Origin of the sequence: uncultured Parabacteroides sp. (genome assembly GCF_947855115.1) — a bacterium.
GTDB lineage: Bacteria > Bacteroidota > Bacteroidia > Bacteroidales > Tannerellaceae > Parabacteroides.
In genome coordinates, this window is record NZ_CANTZW010000034.1 from 16,144 (window position 1) to 37,464 (window position 21,321).

Annotated in this window: 10 protein-coding genes; 1 reads left to right on the forward strand and 9 read right to left on the reverse strand. The window is 37.6% G+C overall.

Features of this window, described 5'->3' with window-relative positions; all coding sequences use genetic code 11:
* The 9 genes from Q0110_RS16105 to Q0110_RS16145 all read right to left on the reverse strand — a co-directional run bounded on the left by Q0110_RS16105 (window position 1) and on the right by Q0110_RS16145 (window position 20,593).
* Window positions 1–3,177 (reverse strand): TonB-dependent receptor, encoded by a 3,177-nt coding sequence (locus Q0110_RS16105; protein WP_297908760.1) that lies wholly within the window; start codon window positions 3,175–3,177, stop codon window positions 1–3.
* A 283-nt stretch (window positions 3,178–3,460) separates the two neighbouring features.
* Complete coding sequence (locus Q0110_RS16110; RefSeq protein WP_297908763.1) at window positions 3,461–4,444, reverse strand: FecR domain-containing protein; 984 nt, start codon at window positions 4,442–4,444, stop codon at window positions 3,461–3,463.
* Window positions 4,445–4,535: 91 nt separating this feature from the next.
* Window positions 4,536–5,108, reverse strand: coding sequence for a sigma-70 family RNA polymerase sigma factor (locus Q0110_RS16115; RefSeq protein ID WP_297908766.1), 573 nt, complete (start codon window positions 5,106–5,108; stop codon window positions 4,536–4,538).
* A 120-nt stretch (window positions 5,109–5,228) separates the two neighbouring features.
* Window positions 5,229–8,363, reverse strand: a complete 3,135-nt coding sequence (locus Q0110_RS16120) for a glycosyl hydrolase (RefSeq protein WP_297908769.1) — start codon at window positions 8,361–8,363, stop codon at window positions 5,229–5,231.
* Entirely contained in the window at window positions 8,360–10,732 is a 2,373-nt protein-coding gene (locus Q0110_RS16125; RefSeq protein ID WP_297908771.1) for an alpha-L-rhamnosidase, read from the reverse strand. The genes Q0110_RS16120 and Q0110_RS16125 overlap by 4 nt, the downstream gene beginning before the upstream one ends.
* Window positions 10,733–10,749: 17 nt before the next feature.
* Window positions 10,750–14,322, reverse strand: coding sequence for a glycosyl hydrolase (locus tag Q0110_RS16130; RefSeq protein ID WP_297908773.1), 3,573 nt, complete (start codon window positions 14,320–14,322; stop codon window positions 10,750–10,752).
* A gap of 118 nt (window positions 14,323–14,440) precedes the next feature.
* Window positions 14,441–15,961 (reverse strand): RagB/SusD family nutrient uptake outer membrane protein, encoded by a 1,521-nt coding sequence (locus Q0110_RS16135; RefSeq protein ID WP_297908775.1) that lies wholly within the window; start codon window positions 15,959–15,961, stop codon window positions 14,441–14,443.
* Between the two features lie 24 nt (window positions 15,962–15,985).
* Window positions 15,986–19,351, reverse strand: a complete 3,366-nt coding sequence (locus tag Q0110_RS16140; protein WP_297908777.1) for a TonB-dependent receptor — start codon at window positions 19,349–19,351, stop codon at window positions 15,986–15,988.
* Between the two features lie 177 nt (window positions 19,352–19,528).
* Window positions 19,529–20,593, reverse strand: coding sequence for a FecR domain-containing protein (locus Q0110_RS16145; protein WP_297908780.1), 1,065 nt, complete (start codon window positions 20,591–20,593; stop codon window positions 19,529–19,531).
* A 146-nt stretch (window positions 20,594–20,739) separates the two neighbouring features.
* On the opposite strand from Q0110_RS16145, the gene Q0110_RS16150 reads away from it, so the two are divergent.
* On the forward strand, window positions 20,740–21,294 hold the full coding sequence (locus Q0110_RS16150; RefSeq protein WP_297908782.1) for an RNA polymerase sigma-70 factor: 555 nt from the start codon (window positions 20,740–20,742) through the stop codon (window positions 21,292–21,294).
* Window positions 21,295–21,321 lie beyond the last annotated feature (27 nt).

The following is a 21,321-nucleotide window of genomic DNA, read 5'->3' on the forward strand; positions in this document are numbered from 1 at the left end:
TTAGAGGGTTAAACTTAAACCGCCCATAATGGTGCGAGTGGATGGGGCACGTTTCACAGAATACATATTTCGTTCCAAATATCCACCACCCAATTCGGGATCCCCTTGAAACTTAGTGATAATAAATAGGTTATCACAGTTAATATAGAATTTCAATCCTTCGATCTTCAAATGAGAAAGTAACGATTTCGGTAAATTATAGCCAAAATGCAAATTCTTCAGTTTAAAGAAAGAACCATCCTCCACAAAATAAGAGGAGACATTCTTGAAATTTCCATTCGGATCTTCTTTCGTTACCCGAGGATGTGGAGTATCCCGGTTTGTCGGGCTCCATGCCTCGTATACCTTATAAGTCGTATTATAGTCGCCATAGAAACTTCTCTCATAAAGCTTAGCGCTATTGAAGACATCAACACCTGCGTTTCCTAACCACCCCATGCTTAAGTCAAAACCTCTCCACGACAAATTTATATTCAGTCCATACATCAAATCCGGCCAAGGATTACCAATATACGTCTTATCCTCATTTGTCACCTTACCGTCTCCATTTAAATCTTTATATCTCAAGTCTCCCGGAGCAGTACCCGCTTGTTGGTACAATCCATCCGGAGATTGCGCATTTAAGGCATCAATCTCTGCTTGGTCTTGAATGATACCCTCTACTACATATCCATACATCTGTCCCATCGGTTGCCCATTTTCCGTACGATAAATAGAACTATTTAAAGCAGCATCGCTTCCAGCCCAAATAATCGGATTCACTTGGTCACTTAACTTAATCACTTTGTTTTTATTGGTAGACAAAGTAAATGCCACGTCATACCGGAAATCTTTGTAAGAATCCCTCCACTGGACCATCCACTCGAAACCTCGGTTGCTTATCTTTCCAATATTAGCCTTGTAAGAAGACGTCTCACTAAAAGGCTCCGAAGAAGGGCCGGCCGAAGGAGGCACACCTACGGAATACAGCATATCGGAGGTTTTCTTATCATAATACTCAATAGTCGTATTCAATCGGTTATTCAGAAAACTGGCATCAATACCCACATTCCATTGAGCCACATCTTCCCATTTAATCGTGGCATTCGCAACATTCGAATACCAGAATCCTCGCTCCGTATTTTGTCCGTCATATGAATAATACAGATAATTATTCGTGAAAGAAGGCTCATATAAAAATTGGGGTATCGTATTATTACCGATTTTACCATAACTACCTCTCAATTTCAATTGAGACATCCATGTTATATTGTCTTTTACAAAACTTTCTTTTCCGATATTCCAACCGACAGAAGCCGAAGGGAACACTCCAAATCGGTTATCCGGGCCAAAATTATCATAACCATCCCGGCGGATACTAGCCTCAAGCAAATAACGATCATCATACGCATAATTTACACGAGCAAACTGGGATAAGCTACGACTTTGTGTCTTCGTTCCAGACACATCTTTATCTCCCGTACCTAAACTAATATCATCCGAGGGCTGAACCAAGAAACCATTTTTCCAACCTCCGGCAGAAGAAGCCGTCGCACGATAAGCTTCGTAACCTACCATACCTTTTACATAATGCTTTCCTCCGAAAGTATGGTCATAAGTCAATGTATACAACATACGTAAATCATAACCGGAACCATAATCTTTCGAGTAATAATCCTGCTGGGACAAAGATCCCAAATTCCATGACTCCAAAAACAAATTATTCGCATGAGAGTCAAAATTAGCGGAGAAATTCGCCTGGAACTTTAAATCATTGATAATCTCCCAGTCCAAAATAGCGTTCGCCCGAGCCCAGAACCTACGCTCATTCTCATGATGCGACATTAGTGTAGCCACATGGTTAGGTCCTTCATAGTAGCCTCCTGCCGGATGTTTACCCCAACCACCTCCTGATTCGTTGGTATTGTCATAAGGGACCATTGTAGGAACTTGACGGTAATAAACATAGTCATTATCCGTCTGCCCGTACAAATGAGGGTCTGTATTATTAAAGCCAACGGTCAGTATCTCGGAAAACTTCACACGTTTACTTATATTTGTCTGGCTGGCCACACGGAAATTACCCGCATCCTCAAAAGAATAACGTTCAATAAACTGATTTTTATAGAACTCAGCAGACATATTGAATGTAGTTTTCTCATTACCTCCTGTCATCTGTAAAAAATAGTTTTGCCTAAAAGCATTACGCCAAACCAGATCCTCCCAATCCGTATCCGGTAGCGAAGAAGGATTATCCCAGCCAGAGTTAGGGTTGTTCGGGAAACCTGCCGCCAACTTCCGGTCAATAAAATCTGCGGTATGCAGCATATCTGGCAAGTCAATTGGAGTTTCTATTCCAAAATTTACTCTTGCGTTAATAGAGAGTTTCCCAATCTTTCCCTTTTTAGTGGTAACGAGAATTACACCTCCTGCTCCCCGAGCACCGTAAATAGCAGTCGAGGCTGCATCTTTCAAGATCTCAATAGATTCTATATCGTTAAAATTAGGAGCGCTACCTGGTACCCCATCCACGATCCATAACGGATCTGCACCATTGATAGAAGCCGCTCCACGAATGATAATATTTCCATTAGAGACATTAACACCAGCCACACGTCCTTGAATAACATGAGACACATCCATATTTAAGTCATTGAAATCATCGGTTTTGATAGAAGCGACCGATCCCGTTACATTCGACTTCTTCTGTACACCATAACCCACAACGACTACTTCATCTAGTTTCTGAGTATCTTCTTTCAGGTTTATCACTAAACTTGAATTCCCGTTCACCGCAACATCTTGAGTATTAAACCCTATATACGAGACCTGCAAAATACTCGCCTCATCTATGTTTAACGAGAAATTTCCGGATATATCCGTTACCGTTCCATTCGTAGTACCCTTCTCCACGACATTTGCACCAATTACCGGATCACCGTTACTATCCACAACAGTACCGGATACCAGCTTCGCATTACCTGCAGCTTTTAAAGTAACGATAATAGAATGACCTGCTATCGTATATTGTAAGTCTCTTTGATGTAAAACATCGTCTAGTACACGTTTAATTGGCTGATTCGTCACATTTAAGGTTATCTCTTTCTTTCCTTCTACTATAGCATCCCGATAAGAGAATATATAAGTAGTCTGTTTCTCTATGGCCTCAAAAAACTGTTTTAATGTAGCATTCTTCATAGAAAGAGTAATACTTTCCGTCTGAGCTAATACCAAAATAGGATTAAAAAACAGAAATAGAGCCAAAAATATTATATAACTACAATGATTTTTTCTACTTTTGAACATATATTACTTTTTTAAATTGATACAATCCGTTTTATGGCCTAATCGCCATTCTCGTAAATGGAGTATTGATGGGGAACCGGAAAATCTCGACCATTTTTCGGTTCCGTTTTTTACTATGAAGAATCTTGTCTCATAAAGAACTAATTTAAGGTTATACATTTTTATTTTCACTCACTCAAGGATGTATAAAGATATCGTCTCCTCGTACATCATATGTAAAGTCATAATGCTTCTCCAAAAGATCCATTACTTCTACGATATACTCACTATCAAAATATCCGGTGAATAAGTCATCCACTAAAGAAGAGTCTTTCAAATGGATATTTACACCATACCTACGCTCTAGTTTAGTCAAGACATCGCTCAACTTCGCTGACCGAAAAACCAAGTCCCCTCTTAACCATGCTGTTTCAAACCGATTGTCTGTTTTCTCCACAGTTATAACGCCCGATTCTTTATTAAACAGTGCTTTTTCATTCGGTTTTAGATAAACGACACGGGAAGGGTCTGAACAAGTCTGTAGCTTAATCTGCCCCGATATTAAAGCCATCTCCATTACATTCTCACACTCATATGAATACACGTTAAAACTTGTTCCTAGCACTTCTATATTCAAATATTTCGTATGTACCACAAAAGGTTTATTCTCATTCCGAGTCACCTCAAAATAAGCTTCTCCTTCTAAATTAACCTGCCGAAGTTCCCTACCAAAGTCATGAGTGTAACTTAATCTTGATTCCGCATTTAATTTTACTTGTGTTCCATCAGGTAAAGTCACCCCCGATTTCTCCCCTTTATCTACACGAACCACTAAATTACCAGTACTATCATTCCGATCAACAGGATTGAAGTATAAATAACCAGACAACATGCTCAATAAAGGTATTAATAGTATCGCAGCGACACGAGCCAGTTTTCTAAACATCATGACAAATCGTTCTTTTCTCGTTCGGTTCTGAATCTCGCTGAACATATCTCGTACAACTCTCTCATTCACCTCCTCCGTGAATCGCCATTTTTCCCATAAACGAGATAGAGACAACGATAATTCATCATCATCGGATAAATTAACCAGAAGCCGTAGTGTTTCCAACTCCTCCGCAGAAATTGTGTGATCTACGTACTTTGAGAGCAAATAATATGTATATGATTCCTGCATAATATCCTTTTTATAAGGTATACACATGAATCGTGAATTTATAACATGCTTTTTTATATGTTATAAAACATAATAATATGATTTTTTGATTTTATCCGATAAAGAAAAGAGAGAACAACAAGGCATACCGGCCCAATTCCTTTCTCAAGACATGTAAGGCTTGCGATAACTGGTTACGGATAGACTGTTCCGAGATTAAAGTCTTAGCGGCTATTTCTGCCACAGTTATACCTTGTTCTTTGTTTAACTCAAATAGTTCCCGTTGACGGGGTGTCAACTTTCGTTTCGCTATTTCCAATCTATGGTTAAATTCCTCAAAAGATAATTTACGTTCAATCGCAGTTTCTTCTCCATCTTCAGACTCATTCAACATGACATCATCTAGAAAAATCGGACTATTCGCCAGTCTACGAAACTCATTCAGCAATTGATTCTTGGCCATAGTGAACAGAAAAGCCTCAAAAGACATATCTAAATCAATATGTTCTCTCCGTACCCATACTTTAATAAAAGTTTCTTGTACAATATCCTTTGCTAAAGCTTCAGAATGAGTCAAGTGTAATGCGAACGCATATAGACGTGAAGCATATGACTCATACAGCTTCGTAAAGTCTCTGTATGAACCGCCTCGTAATCGTTCTAGGTATATCCGTTCTACATCCATCTCCTCTAGCACATGTTGACTGAACAAATATAAAATAAAAAAATAAGAAGAGGTTATTTCCTCTTAAAAAGAAATAACCTCTATCTATTACGGATGGAGTTTAGCCTCATTTTTACTGATCTATAGATATCCAATTTTCACTTGCTTGAAAAACTTGATTTTTACTGGTTCCAAAAGCCCTGAAGTTCGTAAATATTTTTCAGAATCCGGAGCATCGAACTTTATGATATTCGTTTTAGTTCTTCTCTCTTGTTTAGGCAATTTACTATCTCCGATAAGGCGATTAGGCCATAAGTTGACAATCTCTATTGATAAAGTATTTTGGCCTTCTTTTACATAAGGAGTGATATCAACCTCAAAAGGAGCCGACCAAGAAACTGGGAAGGCATGATCATTAACTTTAATCACAGCTAGATCTTGAACATTCCCTAAGTCTAATTTCATCTTTTTATCCCTTAACTGTTCAGCCTTTAAATAAAATCCATTTTCATAAATTGCTTTCCCTGAAAAATAGCGGATCTCCGGATCTTCAAAATCTGTCCATGAGCATAATTCATTGAAAATGACAGGTTCACTTTTACCCCAACAAGAATCAAAGCGTACAACCCAATTCCCCATTATAACATATTCCTCTATTTTCTCACTACTTTCTATAGATAAAACATTTCCATTATTCCAATAAATTTTATAATTCCCGGGATCATATATGTTAGCGACAATATCATCTTTTTGGGTTTCAAACTCAATTGGAGGATATTGGCCAACCTCTAAATCATCTGGGAATATCACAGAACTATAACGCTCTACTTTCACGATATGATTATTCGTATTCTCCGCATTCCTAAATACTACAAAAACAGAGCCTTCCGGATTAAAATGCAAAGGAATAACCGTAGTTCCGTTCTCTTCATAATAATTTAAAATAGGCCTTATGTCTCCAGTTTGTGGATTCCATAATTCAGGAACTTTTCCTGTTACCCTAAATCTACAATTCACAAATTCATAACGATCTGGCAAAGAAGGCATATACCGATAGAAATAATCATTAATGCCATTTACAGCATACCGATTTGTAACAAAATAAATATCTTGTTCCTCTGTTCTTCGATGAATATAATCCAATAATGTTCCCGATCGATGGCTTGTATATGATAAATCAGGCTTCACCGACATAGACATTAGCACATTATTTATATCTTGCCCCCAAATTACACGCCCTTTACCATAGGTTTGTTCCGTTCTATTTACTCCATCTAGCCATCCCCACATACGATTCCGAATTTCATACAACTCTTTATCACCCTCCGGATAATTGGTTAGGCCACTCGTTCTAAGAGGAGGCTCACCAATCACAGTCATACCTTGTAATACCAACTGTTCTATTTTTCTTAAGACTTCCAAATCTATTGTCTTGTGAGGAGGTAATATTAATACTTGATACGACATTCCATCCGGTAAGCGTATCTTCCCTTCAGAAAAAGAAAGCCTATTTAAAATCACATCTTTTGAGCATTTATCCCAGTCATACCCCAAATTTAGATCGTCTACCTCCTCTTTCAGAAAAACCATATTAGGAACATCATCTCCTGTATAATAAAGAACATCTGCCACAAATAATCCTTGTTGAAGCAAATAAGAACACCGATCTATATAATCTACAAAATCTCCAGCCTGCTCCCACCAAGTTACATTTGGATTTAAATGTGTTCCCGCAAAATATTCATTCCCGGGCACGCCATACTCTTTTGGAGAGGAAACAAACGCATGCCAAACTAAACGATTAACTCCTGAACAAAAGATTCGATCTAGAACACCCTTTAAATCTTTAGGGGATCGTTCCCATTGAGGACCAATACTCGTTGGTCCTTCAGCTTCCACAAATCTCTTTCCATTCGTATGCGCTACACAAGCACTTTGTCTAACTGATAGTCTCGCTCCTTCAGACGCAACATGAGAAATAGATCGTGCCCAATATTCACCATGAGGTATATCGCTAATACTCATTATCTGTAACGCATCAACAGGAGTATAACAAGGACCTCCCGATTCCGGGTCAATCATCATTCCATGTTTATGAGCCAACTCTTTGAATAACATATAATGATTCTCATAGATACAATCACTCACAGTTCTTCGAAGGTCTTGTAAAAAACGATTAGAGAGCTCTGGACTCTCTACAATGCGACCAGTCATAACCGGAAGATAAGGAAATATGTCATATCCTCGATACTTCTTAAATTCTTCGGGGAAACGATTTGTCCAATTCACGACTCCCATCTCCCAGCTATCCGTTTGAAGAAAACGAACACTATTACCGGCCTCTTTCGCCGTATAAATCAATGGTTCTATGACAGTTTTACTGAATACATCAAAAGCTTCCGCACTTAAGTGATCTACCGATAGACCTTCCCACCCATCACTTGTTGTCGAAGTACGCACCCCCGTACAAGTCCAACCATACCGTATAATAGTCCAATTACCTTCTGGAGCATTCCAGCTTAGAGTTTCTCCATCAAAAAAATCTGTCAAATCCAGAATCTCACTTTTCTTTATCACTTCTGCATTTGAGTCAAAAAGGAATCCCTCCCTCAATTTATCTAGTGGGAATATTTCTTGAAAACCAAGCCCTGAGTTAAATGATTTAGCAGACCAATAAGGAATTGCCTCATCCTTCATAGGTGTACCTTCTGGCAATTGTTTCACTGCTTGAACACAGACATCACGATACAAAAGATTTGATTCTGGAAGTGCTAATTTCATATGAAGTATCTTTCCACCACTGATATTACACTCAGAATATGTTAACTTTTTCAATGCATATTCCGGGGTTATGGAGGGTCCTCCCGGATTCCAACCACTTTGTACATTGACACATAAGCTTATCCCCAGTCGATCAGCCTCTCGTACCGCATGTTTATATAACCCCATCCAATCAGGAGACATAAATACTGGTCCATGTGCTGTTTTCGTAGCGATCTCATAACTAGAGCTTCCCGCATAGATTAATGTAGCGGAACCATATCCCTTAGCTTTCATTTCTTCAAGATCTCTTGTTATAGACTCTTTGGTCGCCATACTATTTATCCACCACCAATAACAAGACATCCGAGCTTCCCCTGGTGGGGATTTAAACTTCTCCATAAGTGTATTATCATCTATCCTCAGAATAGGAGCCAATCTAAAATCCGACTGTCCCATCATATCTTGTATACATAACAATCCTAATATTATCAAATAATTAATTTTCATATTCATAGATCTATCAGATTTTGTCCAGAATGAAGAATTAGGGTTTGTTTATTCCAGATGAAACGACCAGGCAAACCTTCCGGCAATACAATTTTACCTTTAATACTTTTATTCTCCCTTTCTAATATTATAGAAATATTTCCTAATGGATGAGGTATTTTTCCCTCTACTCTATTCAAATAACCTAAATGGGGCTCTATTTTTACAGAACGGAAACCTGCTTCTGCCGGCTCCACTCCACAAATTGTCGCTAGAAAATCAAAAACGGGGCTCGCACTCCAAGCATGGCAATCCGAACGGCTAGGTTCCGGATTCTCCGCAAAAGTAGTCAATCCCATACCTAACATATCTTGCCAAGGTTTCAACATAGATACATATTGATCAGCCAAGCCTACTTTTTTTAGAGCTCGAAACAAATAAAAACGATAATAGAAAGTTGCCTGAATTAAAGAAGAAGTCGTATCTAAGCGTGTCAATAGATCTTGCTGAAGTTTAGCAGGAATAGCATCAGACAATATTCCCATTATGTTAGCATGTTGGCTATAACTTGTTTTCAATATATCATCACATAATAATTGTTTTTTTTCAACCCAGCAATGCTTCCATGTATTTTCACATAAAGAAATCCGTAATGAGTCATATTGAGCGGCCAATTCTTTCTCATCAAAATGATTCAGTAACTCCACGGCATCTTTTAATGTATAAGCTAATTGTAAAGTAAGGATAGAGGAGCCGCCAGTCATTCCTCCCGGAGGGACCCCACCTGTCGGTTTATTTTTGCTCCATGGCCACTGAGTTGGCCAATCCACAAAATTCCAATGAGGAATAGCTCCTAGCATCCCTGTTTCCTTATCCACTTTATCTGTAAACCACTCCAGTATTGTTTTCACCCCTGAAATACAGTTTTTCACAAAAGCAGGATCATCACGATACATCCAATAATCATGTACCATATTAATCCAGTATAAAGAGAATGGTGGAATATATTGAGGAACACGGCTCGGATAACGACTTGTCGTAATTCCTTCATAAGAACGAGAATAATCGTACATCTTAATTGCTTTTCGCATTAAACGATCATCCCCATCTACGTAAAGAGAAATAAGAGCTTGAATACGTGTATCGCCCACATATTGCAACTGCTCATAATATGGGCAATCGAAATAAGTTTCATGCGCACATAGACGTGCCGTACGCCAACCAGTGTCCCAAATTTGTTTCATAAAATCCTGATCGCAATCAAAAGAAGCATTTTCTTTAAATGGATATCCTGTATACATACCATACAAATCATGGAGAACTAAAGCCTCATCCTTAGTCTCAATATCCAGTTTAATATACCGATAAGTTCTGAACCATAAAGGACGAAAAAGACGATTCGAGCCTCCATCCGGATAAAATTTATCCACAAACCCTATGACATCCCGTCCATCAATCTCATTTCTGTTTGCTTTTTCTCCGTCCTTAAACATAGCTTCACTATAAGTAAACTTAACTAGGCTATTCTTCCCCCCCGAAACAATCAATTCAGGATAAGCCGTTGTCAAAAAATCCTGATCAATCAAAAGAGATACCTTCTTATTTGCTGGGACTTTAAGCTCCGCTTTACCTTTTAAGAAATCAGACGGTAAATCAATACCTTCTGCCCTACGTATTCGGTTCATGCGTAATAAAGATTCTTCCATAAATGGAATATCTCTTTTGCATAGTATCCAATCATATCCAGAACCTATTCCATAAGGTTGTCCACGACCTATCGTACGAACCTCTCTCCAGTCGGTATCATTATAATCCAAATTCTCCCAGCCCCATGGATATAATGATGCATTCAAAATATCACAACATCCAACATCTTGTAAATACTCTATAGATGGAGAATAAGCAAGATCATGATAAACTCTCCAAGATTTATCCGTGTTTGCTTGTGCCTCCAAAGAAGAGTTTCCTTGTACAATCAAACCAGTCTTCAGAGTCATCTGTGCTCCCGGAGTATAGTTTCCAAAGTTCCAAACTAATACAGCTAATACATTTTTCCCGGGTCTTAACAATGACGCAATATCTACCGTATCAAAATACCAGTGATAAATGTCCCCCCTTGCCGGTCCCCAACAAACCGGCTTCCCATTTACGAATAAACGATATCTATTATCTGCGGATATATTTATAATAAAAGAATCTGGTTGATTATCTAATGTCAGTGTTTTCCTAAAGTGATAAACACCGTAATCATATAAAGAACTTTCCGGACAAGTAATCCATTCTGCTTCCCAACGTTCTTTTAACAATACAAGAGATGGTTCCGCACTATATTGATTTTGTCCTTTCATAAACACAGAACAACATAACAAAATCAGTGAAAATATAAAATATTTCATTGTACAATCCTTTCAAATTAATTAAAAATCAACAAAGATATTGGACCTATAAGTCCGGCTTTAGGATCTCCACGATAGGGTGTTGGCTGAGTTTGATAATGATTTGCTAATGTACTATAAACCAATACCTCAATTTCATTTGTACCTTCCTTCAGAAATTGGCCTATCTCCACTTTATATGGAGGACTCATTAAAATCCCTGCAGAATGACCATTAACCTTTATCTCACAAGTAGCTACCACGTCCTCTAAATCCAATAAAACTTTTTTATTGAGGTATTTCTTTGGTAAACGAACATTTTGTTTATAAATCATACCTCCAGAATAGCAGCGTAGAGCTCCCGTTTTTGCCCAATTTCCTCTCAAAAGCAGGCCTGTTCCTGTTTTCAATTTTACAGGTTCTGCCAATACCGCTGTCCCTTGATAACCTATGTGAGCAGTAATTGAAAAAGCGATAGTTCCTATTCTTTGTTTTGTCTCCGGAAAAATCACCTTGTATCGATTAATGCCATCTAAACTCATCTCATTCAAAAGATGTATAGTAGAATCCGGAAGTGCCTTTCCATCAACCCACACTTTCAAATCTTTACCCCTAATCGCAAAATCCATTTCCTGTAATCCCGGAACTGATTGAAAACGATAATTCCATCTATTATACTTTCCTTGGTACGGATCAAAAAATAAGTGTTCCGCTTTAGCCCAACACATCGATATTTCATCCGAATAGGCAGATGGTTTTATTGGTTTTACGACTTTCTCTGGTAACAGAACTACGGCACCTCGAGGACGGTCATCATGGTAAGCTCCAGTTTGGGATTTATATTCTATTTTACAAGTATTCGCATACTCAACAAGCAAAGAATGCCATCCCTTCGCCAAATCTACTTTTTCATGAACAAATACACCGTCTATTAAAATAACATCCGCAAATGTTCCAATCTGCTCCACCCGATAAGTGCCACTATCCTTTACATACACATAAGTCCTAAACCTTTGCAATCCTCCTTGATCTAAAATAAAAAAGCCATCACTAATCTTACCTTTCAGCCCATGATATCCTTGAGCACCCGGATTATCCCATACTCCATACTGCCAAGAAAACGAAACGGTTTTCCAATTAGGGAATGAATCTGAATAAGTCTCATATTGAGGTCCATATCCATAAATTCCTTCTTCCCAACCCTCATCCTTAAAATCTTTTTCCATCCAAGACTTAGGAGCTTGTTTCTCTGCCATAAAACGAAAAATACGAGCTTCAGCTTCAATATATTCATTGGATGCGGGTAGACGAAAATCACCCCATTTATTATTTAATGTCGGCAGCAAATTGACAGTCCATTCTCCATCTAACAAAATTTCATAGTCAAGGGATTCATTCTTTTCCAAAATATTTTCTAGAATGGGTTTACCCGGTGAGAACACAATTAAATATGAATTGGTATATTCTTTATTCAATTTTAACCAAGTACCTTTTTCATTCTGGCGAAGAACGGGATAGGGGCGTATCGTTCCATTTTGAGCATCCCACAATTCCACTTTGCCTGTACTACGGAAAAAACACTTAGAGTTCTTATCTACATTCATTACCATATAAATATCTCGATCACCAACTTTTCGATGCAACACTTTACCTCCATTTTCATTAGGAATAAAATCTGGTGTAATCAACAGAGGGATACATTTCTCAATTGAACCATCAGAAATATACCACCCAATTCCATTTGCCGCATTCTTTTGTATTTGCCCCATTTTACCTGAACGAGCCTCCATCGCAGTCAAACCAAATATCTCTTTTACTATTTCATCAACCTTCTTATCTTGTTCACCTATTCTACTACTAGCAGAGGGTAACTCCCCGGTTGCCAGAATAATGCCACCAGCCCTATAATAATCCCTAAGTTTTTGCAAAGAAGAATAATGCATAGCTTTCATTCCTGCAATAATCATTACTTTATACTTCTCATTCATTATATGTAACGAGCTCTTGTCAAAAGAGGCTTGCCTTAAAGAACGAAAATCAATAAAGTCATAATCCAATCCGGCAGCACTTAATTTCATAGCCAAATTAAATGTTGTATCAGCTGTCATATCTGGATATGCTTGCATGGATTCGGTCGGATACATGAGGGCTATATCACAAACATGTTCTCCTTGACTCAACAGATAACTCATTCTTTCCGTATATTTCAACCAAGTTTTCATATGAGGCCAATAAGGCATACGAAAATGGAAACAAGGTGGAGCCCATTCCCACCAACCACCATGAGTTGAATAATACAAACCATGCATACAAACTAAATTACCACCAGCCATAAAATGATGATCTATTTGCTGAGTCAACCATGCACCGGAACTCCCCCAACCCATACTATGAAAAGCTTCTAACCAAGTTCTTGGACGGTTATATAAATGCGCTATAGAACTCGAAACTTTCGTCTCCAAAAAACTGGATCCCATAGATGGAGCATCATTTCCCGGAGCAGTAAACCAACTGATCGCACGAAAATAATCAACATAAGACAATGGATTTCGTCCACGTCCTAAATTATCGCAACCATATATTAGCCCTCTCTTGGCATGCCATTCATAAATTGGTCGGTAATAACGTTCTTCAGACAAATCCATTAAAACCTCCGCATAATCTAATCGAATCTTGGGAGTAACCGGACCTATATATTCTTTCAACGCTGGTAGATATGGAGTTATGTCATATCCTTTTCGTCTTTGAAACTCCGACTGAAAATCATCAGACCAAGACATCATACTGATTGGATATGATAATTCATCCTGAAAAAAGTAATTCATGCCAGCCTTTTCCACAGAATCCATCTTATTTTCAAAACGATTAAAATAGACATCAACCAAAGTCTTCCCATAATCCGGATGAAGGACATATTTATTCTTTGCTTTAATAACATAAACATTCACATCCTCTCTTATAGGAGATTTCCAAATAATCTGTCTATTCTTAATGCTAGTTTCGAGATTAATCTTACCGGGCCAAGCGACAACAGCCACTAAATCCTCCGGAACATCATATTGGAAAACCTCCTCCTTTTTTACAGGAAATACATTTATCTCTAACTCTCCTTTATACCCTTTAAAGATATCCATAGTATCCAATTCATCCGGATAATAGCCGTTTCCAATCCAACCAACCGTATAATCATCTAGTCCAATCCCTAATCCACGTTGAGCGCATTCTCCCGAAAACCATTTCCAAATATTCCACCACTCTTCTGAGAATACAGAAGGTTCACCGGGCTCAGTCCGTCCATACAGTCCATACCCACCTTTATTAAACAAGGTATCCACTTTCGGATCTGTATGTATATAACTAACCGCAAAGCCGTCTGTCGCAGAAGAAGAAAGGATATCCAATTGCTCTTTTAACCGCTCTTTATCCAAACGGTCTCCATTCCACCAATAGAAAGGAACATTCCCATATCCTTTAGGGGGATTCTGAAAGCCAGATAAGACATCAATATCTCCTCCCCGCTCTGGATATCCCTTATACTTCTGAGATTGCGCAAAATTTACGGAAGGTATAAGAAATGACAAACACAACAGCAAGAAAAATCGTTGTTTCATAAATTCTAAATAATTAGTAGCCCCTAGAGACCTTTCAGTTAACAAATAATGGTAAAGATAGTATTCCTATTCGTTCCGGAGAACAAAGCGCCTCCGGAACAAACTCATTTCTTAGCAATCAATATCCAGGGTTTTGTTCAAGCAAAGAATTAATTTGAAGTTCACGATAAGGTATCGGGAACACTAATTTCTCTTTTGTTACCTGATAAGTTCTTTCTGTCAAATACGGATATAAAGATTTCATACGTGTTCCATATTCAGACATCACTTCTATAGCCTTTCCCGTACGGAGTAAATCCTGCCACCTATGACCTTCAAAAGCTAATTCATGCCGACGCTCTTTTGCAACAATATCAGCATTCACCATAGACAAAGCCTTCAATCCTGCTCGTTGGCGAACTTGATTTACGAATGTTACAGCTTCTCCCGCCTTACCTTGTTGTACCAAACATTCCGCTAGTAAAAGAAGAGCATCCGAATACCGATAAACAGGCCAATTATCATCCGTATTTTTCACTTTTGAATGAGCATGATGATATTTGTTGATAAAATAATAAGATATAGGATAGTTCTTAATTCCTGGATCTCCTACATTAAAAACCTTATCATATACAAAACGTCCATACTCATCATTATGCCCTGCTATTACAGAAATTGAAGGATCTACACGCAAGTCCCCCTCTTCATAAGAATCAACCATCTCCTGTGTGGGTATATTCCAGCCAGCATCGCTAAGCGTATTACTTCCGGGAACACCTGTTATAATCTCAGCCTCACTCGTTCTCGGTATAAAATAATACAACCAGTTGCTTTCCTGTCCTTGATCCCCCTGTTGAAACTGCACTTCAAAAATAGATTCCTTGCTATTCTTATTCGAAGGTTCAAAAACTGAGGCATAATTTGTTTGTAATTCATATCCCATCTTCAGTATTTCCCTTAATTGGGCTTCTGCTCCAACATAATCCCGAGAAGGCATTGTCATCAATACATAGGCCAATAACATACGTGCAGAACCTTGTGTAGCAGAACCATCTTGTGGAAAACTAACAACTGGAAGTTTAGCAACGGCATCATTTACATCACTCAAAATTATCTTGTAAACCTCTTCCTCAGAAGAACGAGCCAAAAACGCATCATTAACCCCAGTTACCTCATGTAAATATAAAGGAACTCCTCCAAAATACTGAACTAATTGAAAATAATAATACCCCCTCAAAAATTTCGCTTGCCCTATTATATGATTTTTAAATTCTTCTGAAAATTCCATTCCCTCTATACGATCCAATATAGAGTTTACCCTAGAAATGCCAGAAAAACAGTTGTAATACATATCATCAGTTACAATATTCTGCTCATCATTTGTAAAATCTGCAACTTCCTCATATTGACGTTGTGCTCTATCCGCTTCAAAGCGGATATAATGAGTATTATCAGCACGCATTTCAGACATTAATGTTCCATAAACGCCATGAACATCACGTAATTTTTGATATGCTCCATTAATAGCTTGCGTAAAATGCTCTTCCGTCTTGAAAAAAGTAGATTCACTTCCTGTATGCTGAGGTGCCAAATCTAAAAAATCACTAGAACAAGAGCTTAAAAACAAAGTAGTTATACATATACTTATTAACTTATTCATAATTCATTTATTTTATACAGGTTCTTAGAAAGTTATATTACACCCAATACTAAATGTTCTAGGTACTGGATAAGCCGTACGATCTACGCCTAATCCTCTCCAATCCATTCCATTTTGACTAACTTCTGGGCTAAGACCCGGATATTTTGTAAAAACAGCAAGTTGTTGGGCAGTCAAATACACACGAAGTTTCGATATGTAATGATTAGGAGTAAATGGAATCGTATATCCCAAGGTAATATTTTTGATCGCCAAATATGAAGCATCATACACTTGTCCACTATGCCCTAAACGGAATAACTCTGTTGTCCCTGATTTTGTACGTGGAACAATACCGTTTCCTGGATTCTCCGGAGAACGCCATCTGTCTTGCACATACTTACGGACATTGAACACACCATCCAGATTTTCTGTATTCTCATAATTAGCATTCATTATATCTCCACCAATCTGACCTTGAAGTAATATACTCAAATCAAAATTCTTATATTGGAATTCATTAGTCATACCAAAAATGGCATCAGGAGTAGGATTTCCTATAATCGTCCTGTCATCAGCATCAATTTTTTTATCATTATTTACATCTACCATCCGAGCGGTTCCAATCTCTGATGTAGCATGTTTAGGCTGGGAATTTAATTCTTGTTCCGTCATGTATACCCCATCATAAATATACCCAAACAAGGCACCAATCGGTTGTCCAACTTCTAATCGATTAAAATCACCATAAGTCTCATATCCTCCAATAGGAGCATTTTCCGTACCCAATTTTAAGATTTTATTCCTGTTAAAAGAAACATTAAAATTAGTAGTCCATTTAAATTCATTCACAAGATTACGAGATGTAACAGTTATCTCATGCCCCCATATCTTGAAATCCCCCATATTGGATTGTATATCCCAAAAACCTGTAGCCGCAGGAATATCCGTCTGATACAACATTCCATCCGTACGTTTCAAATAATAATCATACATCACAAAAATACGATCATTCAAGAAACCAAGATCAATACCTAAATCTAACTGTTTTGTCTCTTCCCAAGTTAATTCATTATTCCTTAAGCTTTCCAAAGCTTTACCCGGTGCTAAAGCTCCCCCTAAAACATAATTTGCCTTAGTAACCCGAGCTAGATAATTATAATTATCAATATTATAATTACCAGTCAAACCATAACTCGCACGGACCTTCAAATAATTCAATATTTGAGACATTGGCTGCATAAATGCTTCGTCAGAGGCAATCCATCCCGCAGAGACTGAAGGAAAATTCGCATATTTATTTCCTGATCCAAAACGAGAACAACCATCACGACGGAATGTTACTTGCAACAAATATCTATCCTTAAAACTGTAGTTAGCCCTTCCAATGAAAGAAGCCATCGCCCATTGTTGCATCGTACTAGTTCCATTTTTAGTAGCCGCCGCATCAATCCAAGAGATATCATCATCTGGAAAATCTGTTCCTGACAAATCTGAACCTTCCCACGTATATTTTTGCGCAGTATAGCCAATCAACGCATCTATACTATGATCTTTAATTGTCTTATTATACATCAACATATTTTCAACCGTCCAGTTATAATAGAAGCCCGTATTAAAATTAGCCGTTGCCTTTTGAGGGGGCGCAATATTAAAAGCGCCTCCAGCAGTGGATGGAGTAAAATCTCGTAAATTATTCGATCCAATATCTACCCCAGCTTGAAGTTTATATTTGATACCATTCCAAATATCCAACTCCATAAACATATTACTCAGGACCGTTATCGTTTTCCTCTGATCAATCTTTTCATCTAATACCCGTCGCCAGTTTGGTTGTGGAAACATATTAGGCGCATCCAAAGCCAAAACATAATCTCCATTTGTATCATAAGGACTTAGCAACGGAGAAGCTAATGTAGCCGCACTCAGTAAATTACGTTGTCCATCAATCGTTTGATTTTTTGCCAATTGTAATGTCGGTGCTATGTTCAAGCCTAATTTCAAACGATCATTCACTTGATAATCGTTATTTGCACGAAGAGAGAAACGCTCAAAATTAGTATTATACAAAACACCATCTTGACGAAAGTAACCTAAGACAATCGCAGAATTGAATTTATCCTTACTTGCCGAAATACTTAAGCTATAATTTTGAACAGGAGCCGAATGAGTTAATTCTTTATACCAGTTCGTACCCTCCCCATATTGCTCTGGATGTTGATAAGCCTCTGGGACACCTCCCGTATAGCCCTCATATTTAGCCTTGTCCTCATAAAACTCTTTTTGGAATTGAGCAAATTCGCGTGCGTTCATTACATCTGGTTCTTTTAATCCCCGGACTGATTGTATTCCATACGAAGCATTTAAACTTACTTCCGTCCGACCTTGTTTTCCTCGTTTCGTGGTAATCAAGACAACTCCGTTTGCGGCCCTCGAACCATACAGAGAAGTTGCCGCAGCATCTTTCAATATAGAGAAAGATTCTATTTCATCCGGATTGATATTATTTAACCCGGTTGATATCGGTAATCCATCCACCACAAACAAAGGTTCATTACCACCATTTATAGAGGCAGCTCCACGAATACGGAATGCCATACCTTGACCTGGCATTCCTGAAACTTGATTGATTTGCACACCTGCAACTTGCCCTTGCAATTTTTGCCCGAGCTGCCCGACTGGTATACTTGATAATTCGTCCGCATTAACCTTAGAAACAGATCCTGTCAAGTCTCTTTTCTTTTGTGTACCATAGCTCACGACAACCACTTCATCCAACGATTGCATATCCTCAGATAACGTAGCGTTCACAACTGAATTATTCCCTACTGATATATCTTTAGAGACATACCCAATATATGAAAACACCAATATAGCTCCAGAAGGAACATCAATACTATAGTTTCCACCAATATCTGTAATTGTCCCATTTGTAGTTCCTTTTTCAATAACGTTCACACCGATTATAGCTTCACCTCTGCTATCTGTTACTTTACCTGTCACCTTTCGACTATCTTGAGCTTTACTCTTGGAGTCTGCAACTGTAAGTATAATGTCTTTATCAACCACCTTGTAAAGAATGTTTGTATCTTTAAAAATTTGATTTAAGACAGAAAAAAGGTCTTGTTCCTTAACATTCACCGATATCCTACGATTGACATCAACTAGTTTACTATTATAAAAGAAATGAAAATCAGTTTGCTTCTCCAAAGTTTCCAAAACATCAGAAACAGTAGTCTCTGATAAATCTAAAGATAATACATTTCTTTGGGCTTGTGACTGATTGGCAAATACAAATCCAATAGATAAACAAAGCAACAAACAGGTTAACTTCATGGTTCTTGCGACTTTGTGAACCAACCTTTGGGTAGGAATATACCTTCCCTGTTGGTAATAATAATTTTTTACCATACTTTTGTAACTGATTTAAGATTAAAAAATAAATTCTTTAGTACTGTTTAAAGACTTACTATCGATGATTTCATACGGAAAGATGCTGGTAACATCTCTCCGTATGTTTTTTAATAGAGTCTGAAGGTTCTATTCTCTCATAAGCAATACATTTAAGGTTCAACTTCTATTTTAACTTCACTCATTTTTTTTCTTTCTCAATATAACCATTGTACTTTGGGAACCTTGGCTGTCATCTGTCATAGCATATTTGATTTCATAGTCTATTCGTGAAGAAATCTTCAAATAATCCAAAACTTGAGATAACTGTTTATTCTCAAATATTCCATTAAAGTAATAACTATTAATCACTGGATCTTGTATTTCAAATTTGACATTATAAAAATAAGATAATCTCTTTAGTACCTGAGGTAGAGGCATATTTTTAAACATAAGTTTCCCTTCCATCCAAGCTGTCTCATAAATCGTATTTACTTTCGCTATCGAGATCTTTCCTTCATCTACATTGTAAACGGCTTTCTCTGAAGGTTTTAATTCCCATTTATAAGTCTTCCCTATCTTATTTTTCACTTCTACATTCACTGAACCTTTTACTAAAGTTGTCGATATCTGATCTTCACTTTCATATGCTTGCATATTAAATTCTGTCCCCAGTACCCTCACATTATATCGATTACCGAAAGCACTAACAATAAAAGGTTGTTTTTCGTTATGAGTAACTTTAAAATAAGCTTCTCCTGATAAACATACTTTTCTCTCTTTAGAATCGTATGGTACCGGATAGGACAGGCTACTGCCTGAATTTAAATACACGACTGTACCATCTGGTAAATTAAAATGAGTGCGTATCCCCGCATTGGCTTCAAGCGTTATATACTGAGGAGCACCAACACTAGACCCTACCCTTATATATGAAATTAAGCTTGATAGCCCAATGATAGCAATTATACAAGCTGCAACAACAGAGAGTTTCTTCAACCAATATAAACAGGTCCGTTTCACTAATCGTTGCTCCAATTTTTCATAGGCAACCAATGAATTTCGGCTAGCAATTCGTTCCATCGCATTATTCGCATAATATATGCGGGCGGTCTGCAATAAGATTCTCTCATTATCTTCATCTGCTTCCAGCCAAGACTCAATATAAGTTTTTTCCTCGTTGGAAGCTGTGCCCTTTATATATCGCAAAAATGTCATGCCTTCCGGCTCTTGCAAATCAATATGTTTATTTTTCGTCTCCATTTTTATCCGTCTCTATAGCTAAGACAATCCTGCAAGAACGTACCCTTAACTAAAAAGCAATTTTTTTCAACTTTTTCATTTTAACCTTGAATATCCGAGATAAAATATATCTTTGCTTACAGATAAGAAAGGGTGAAAAAAGATTTATGGATGATTCTACATTAATTGAACAAATACAACTAGGAAGTAAAGACGCTTTTAAACAGATGTTTATCAAATTTTATTCGCCGCTATGCGAATATGCGTCCCAATATGTTTCTGATGAGGATGCCGAAGAACTTATTCAGGAGCTAATGCTATTTATATGGGAAAACCGAAATTCCTTATTTGTAGAGATATCCTTGAAGTCCTATCTTTTTATGGCTGTTAAACATCGTTGCCTCAACGCTATCAAAAAGCAATTGTATCATGAACGGGTACATAGCCTGATTTATGATAAAATCAAAGATCAATTTGAAAATCCTGACACCTATTTTGTAAATGAACTTACGGAGAATATCACGAAAGCAATCGATGAATTACCAGAGAATTACCGGGAAACATTTAAACTTAGCCGATTCGGAGAGCAATCCAATTCTCAAATCGCAGAAGCTTTGGGTGTTTCTATTAAAACTGTCGAATACAGGATTACACAATCCTTGAAAATATTGCGAGTCAAGTTGAAGGATTATTTACCGTTTATCTCATTCCTATTCACATAACTCTATTCAAAGACTGATGATGTATTT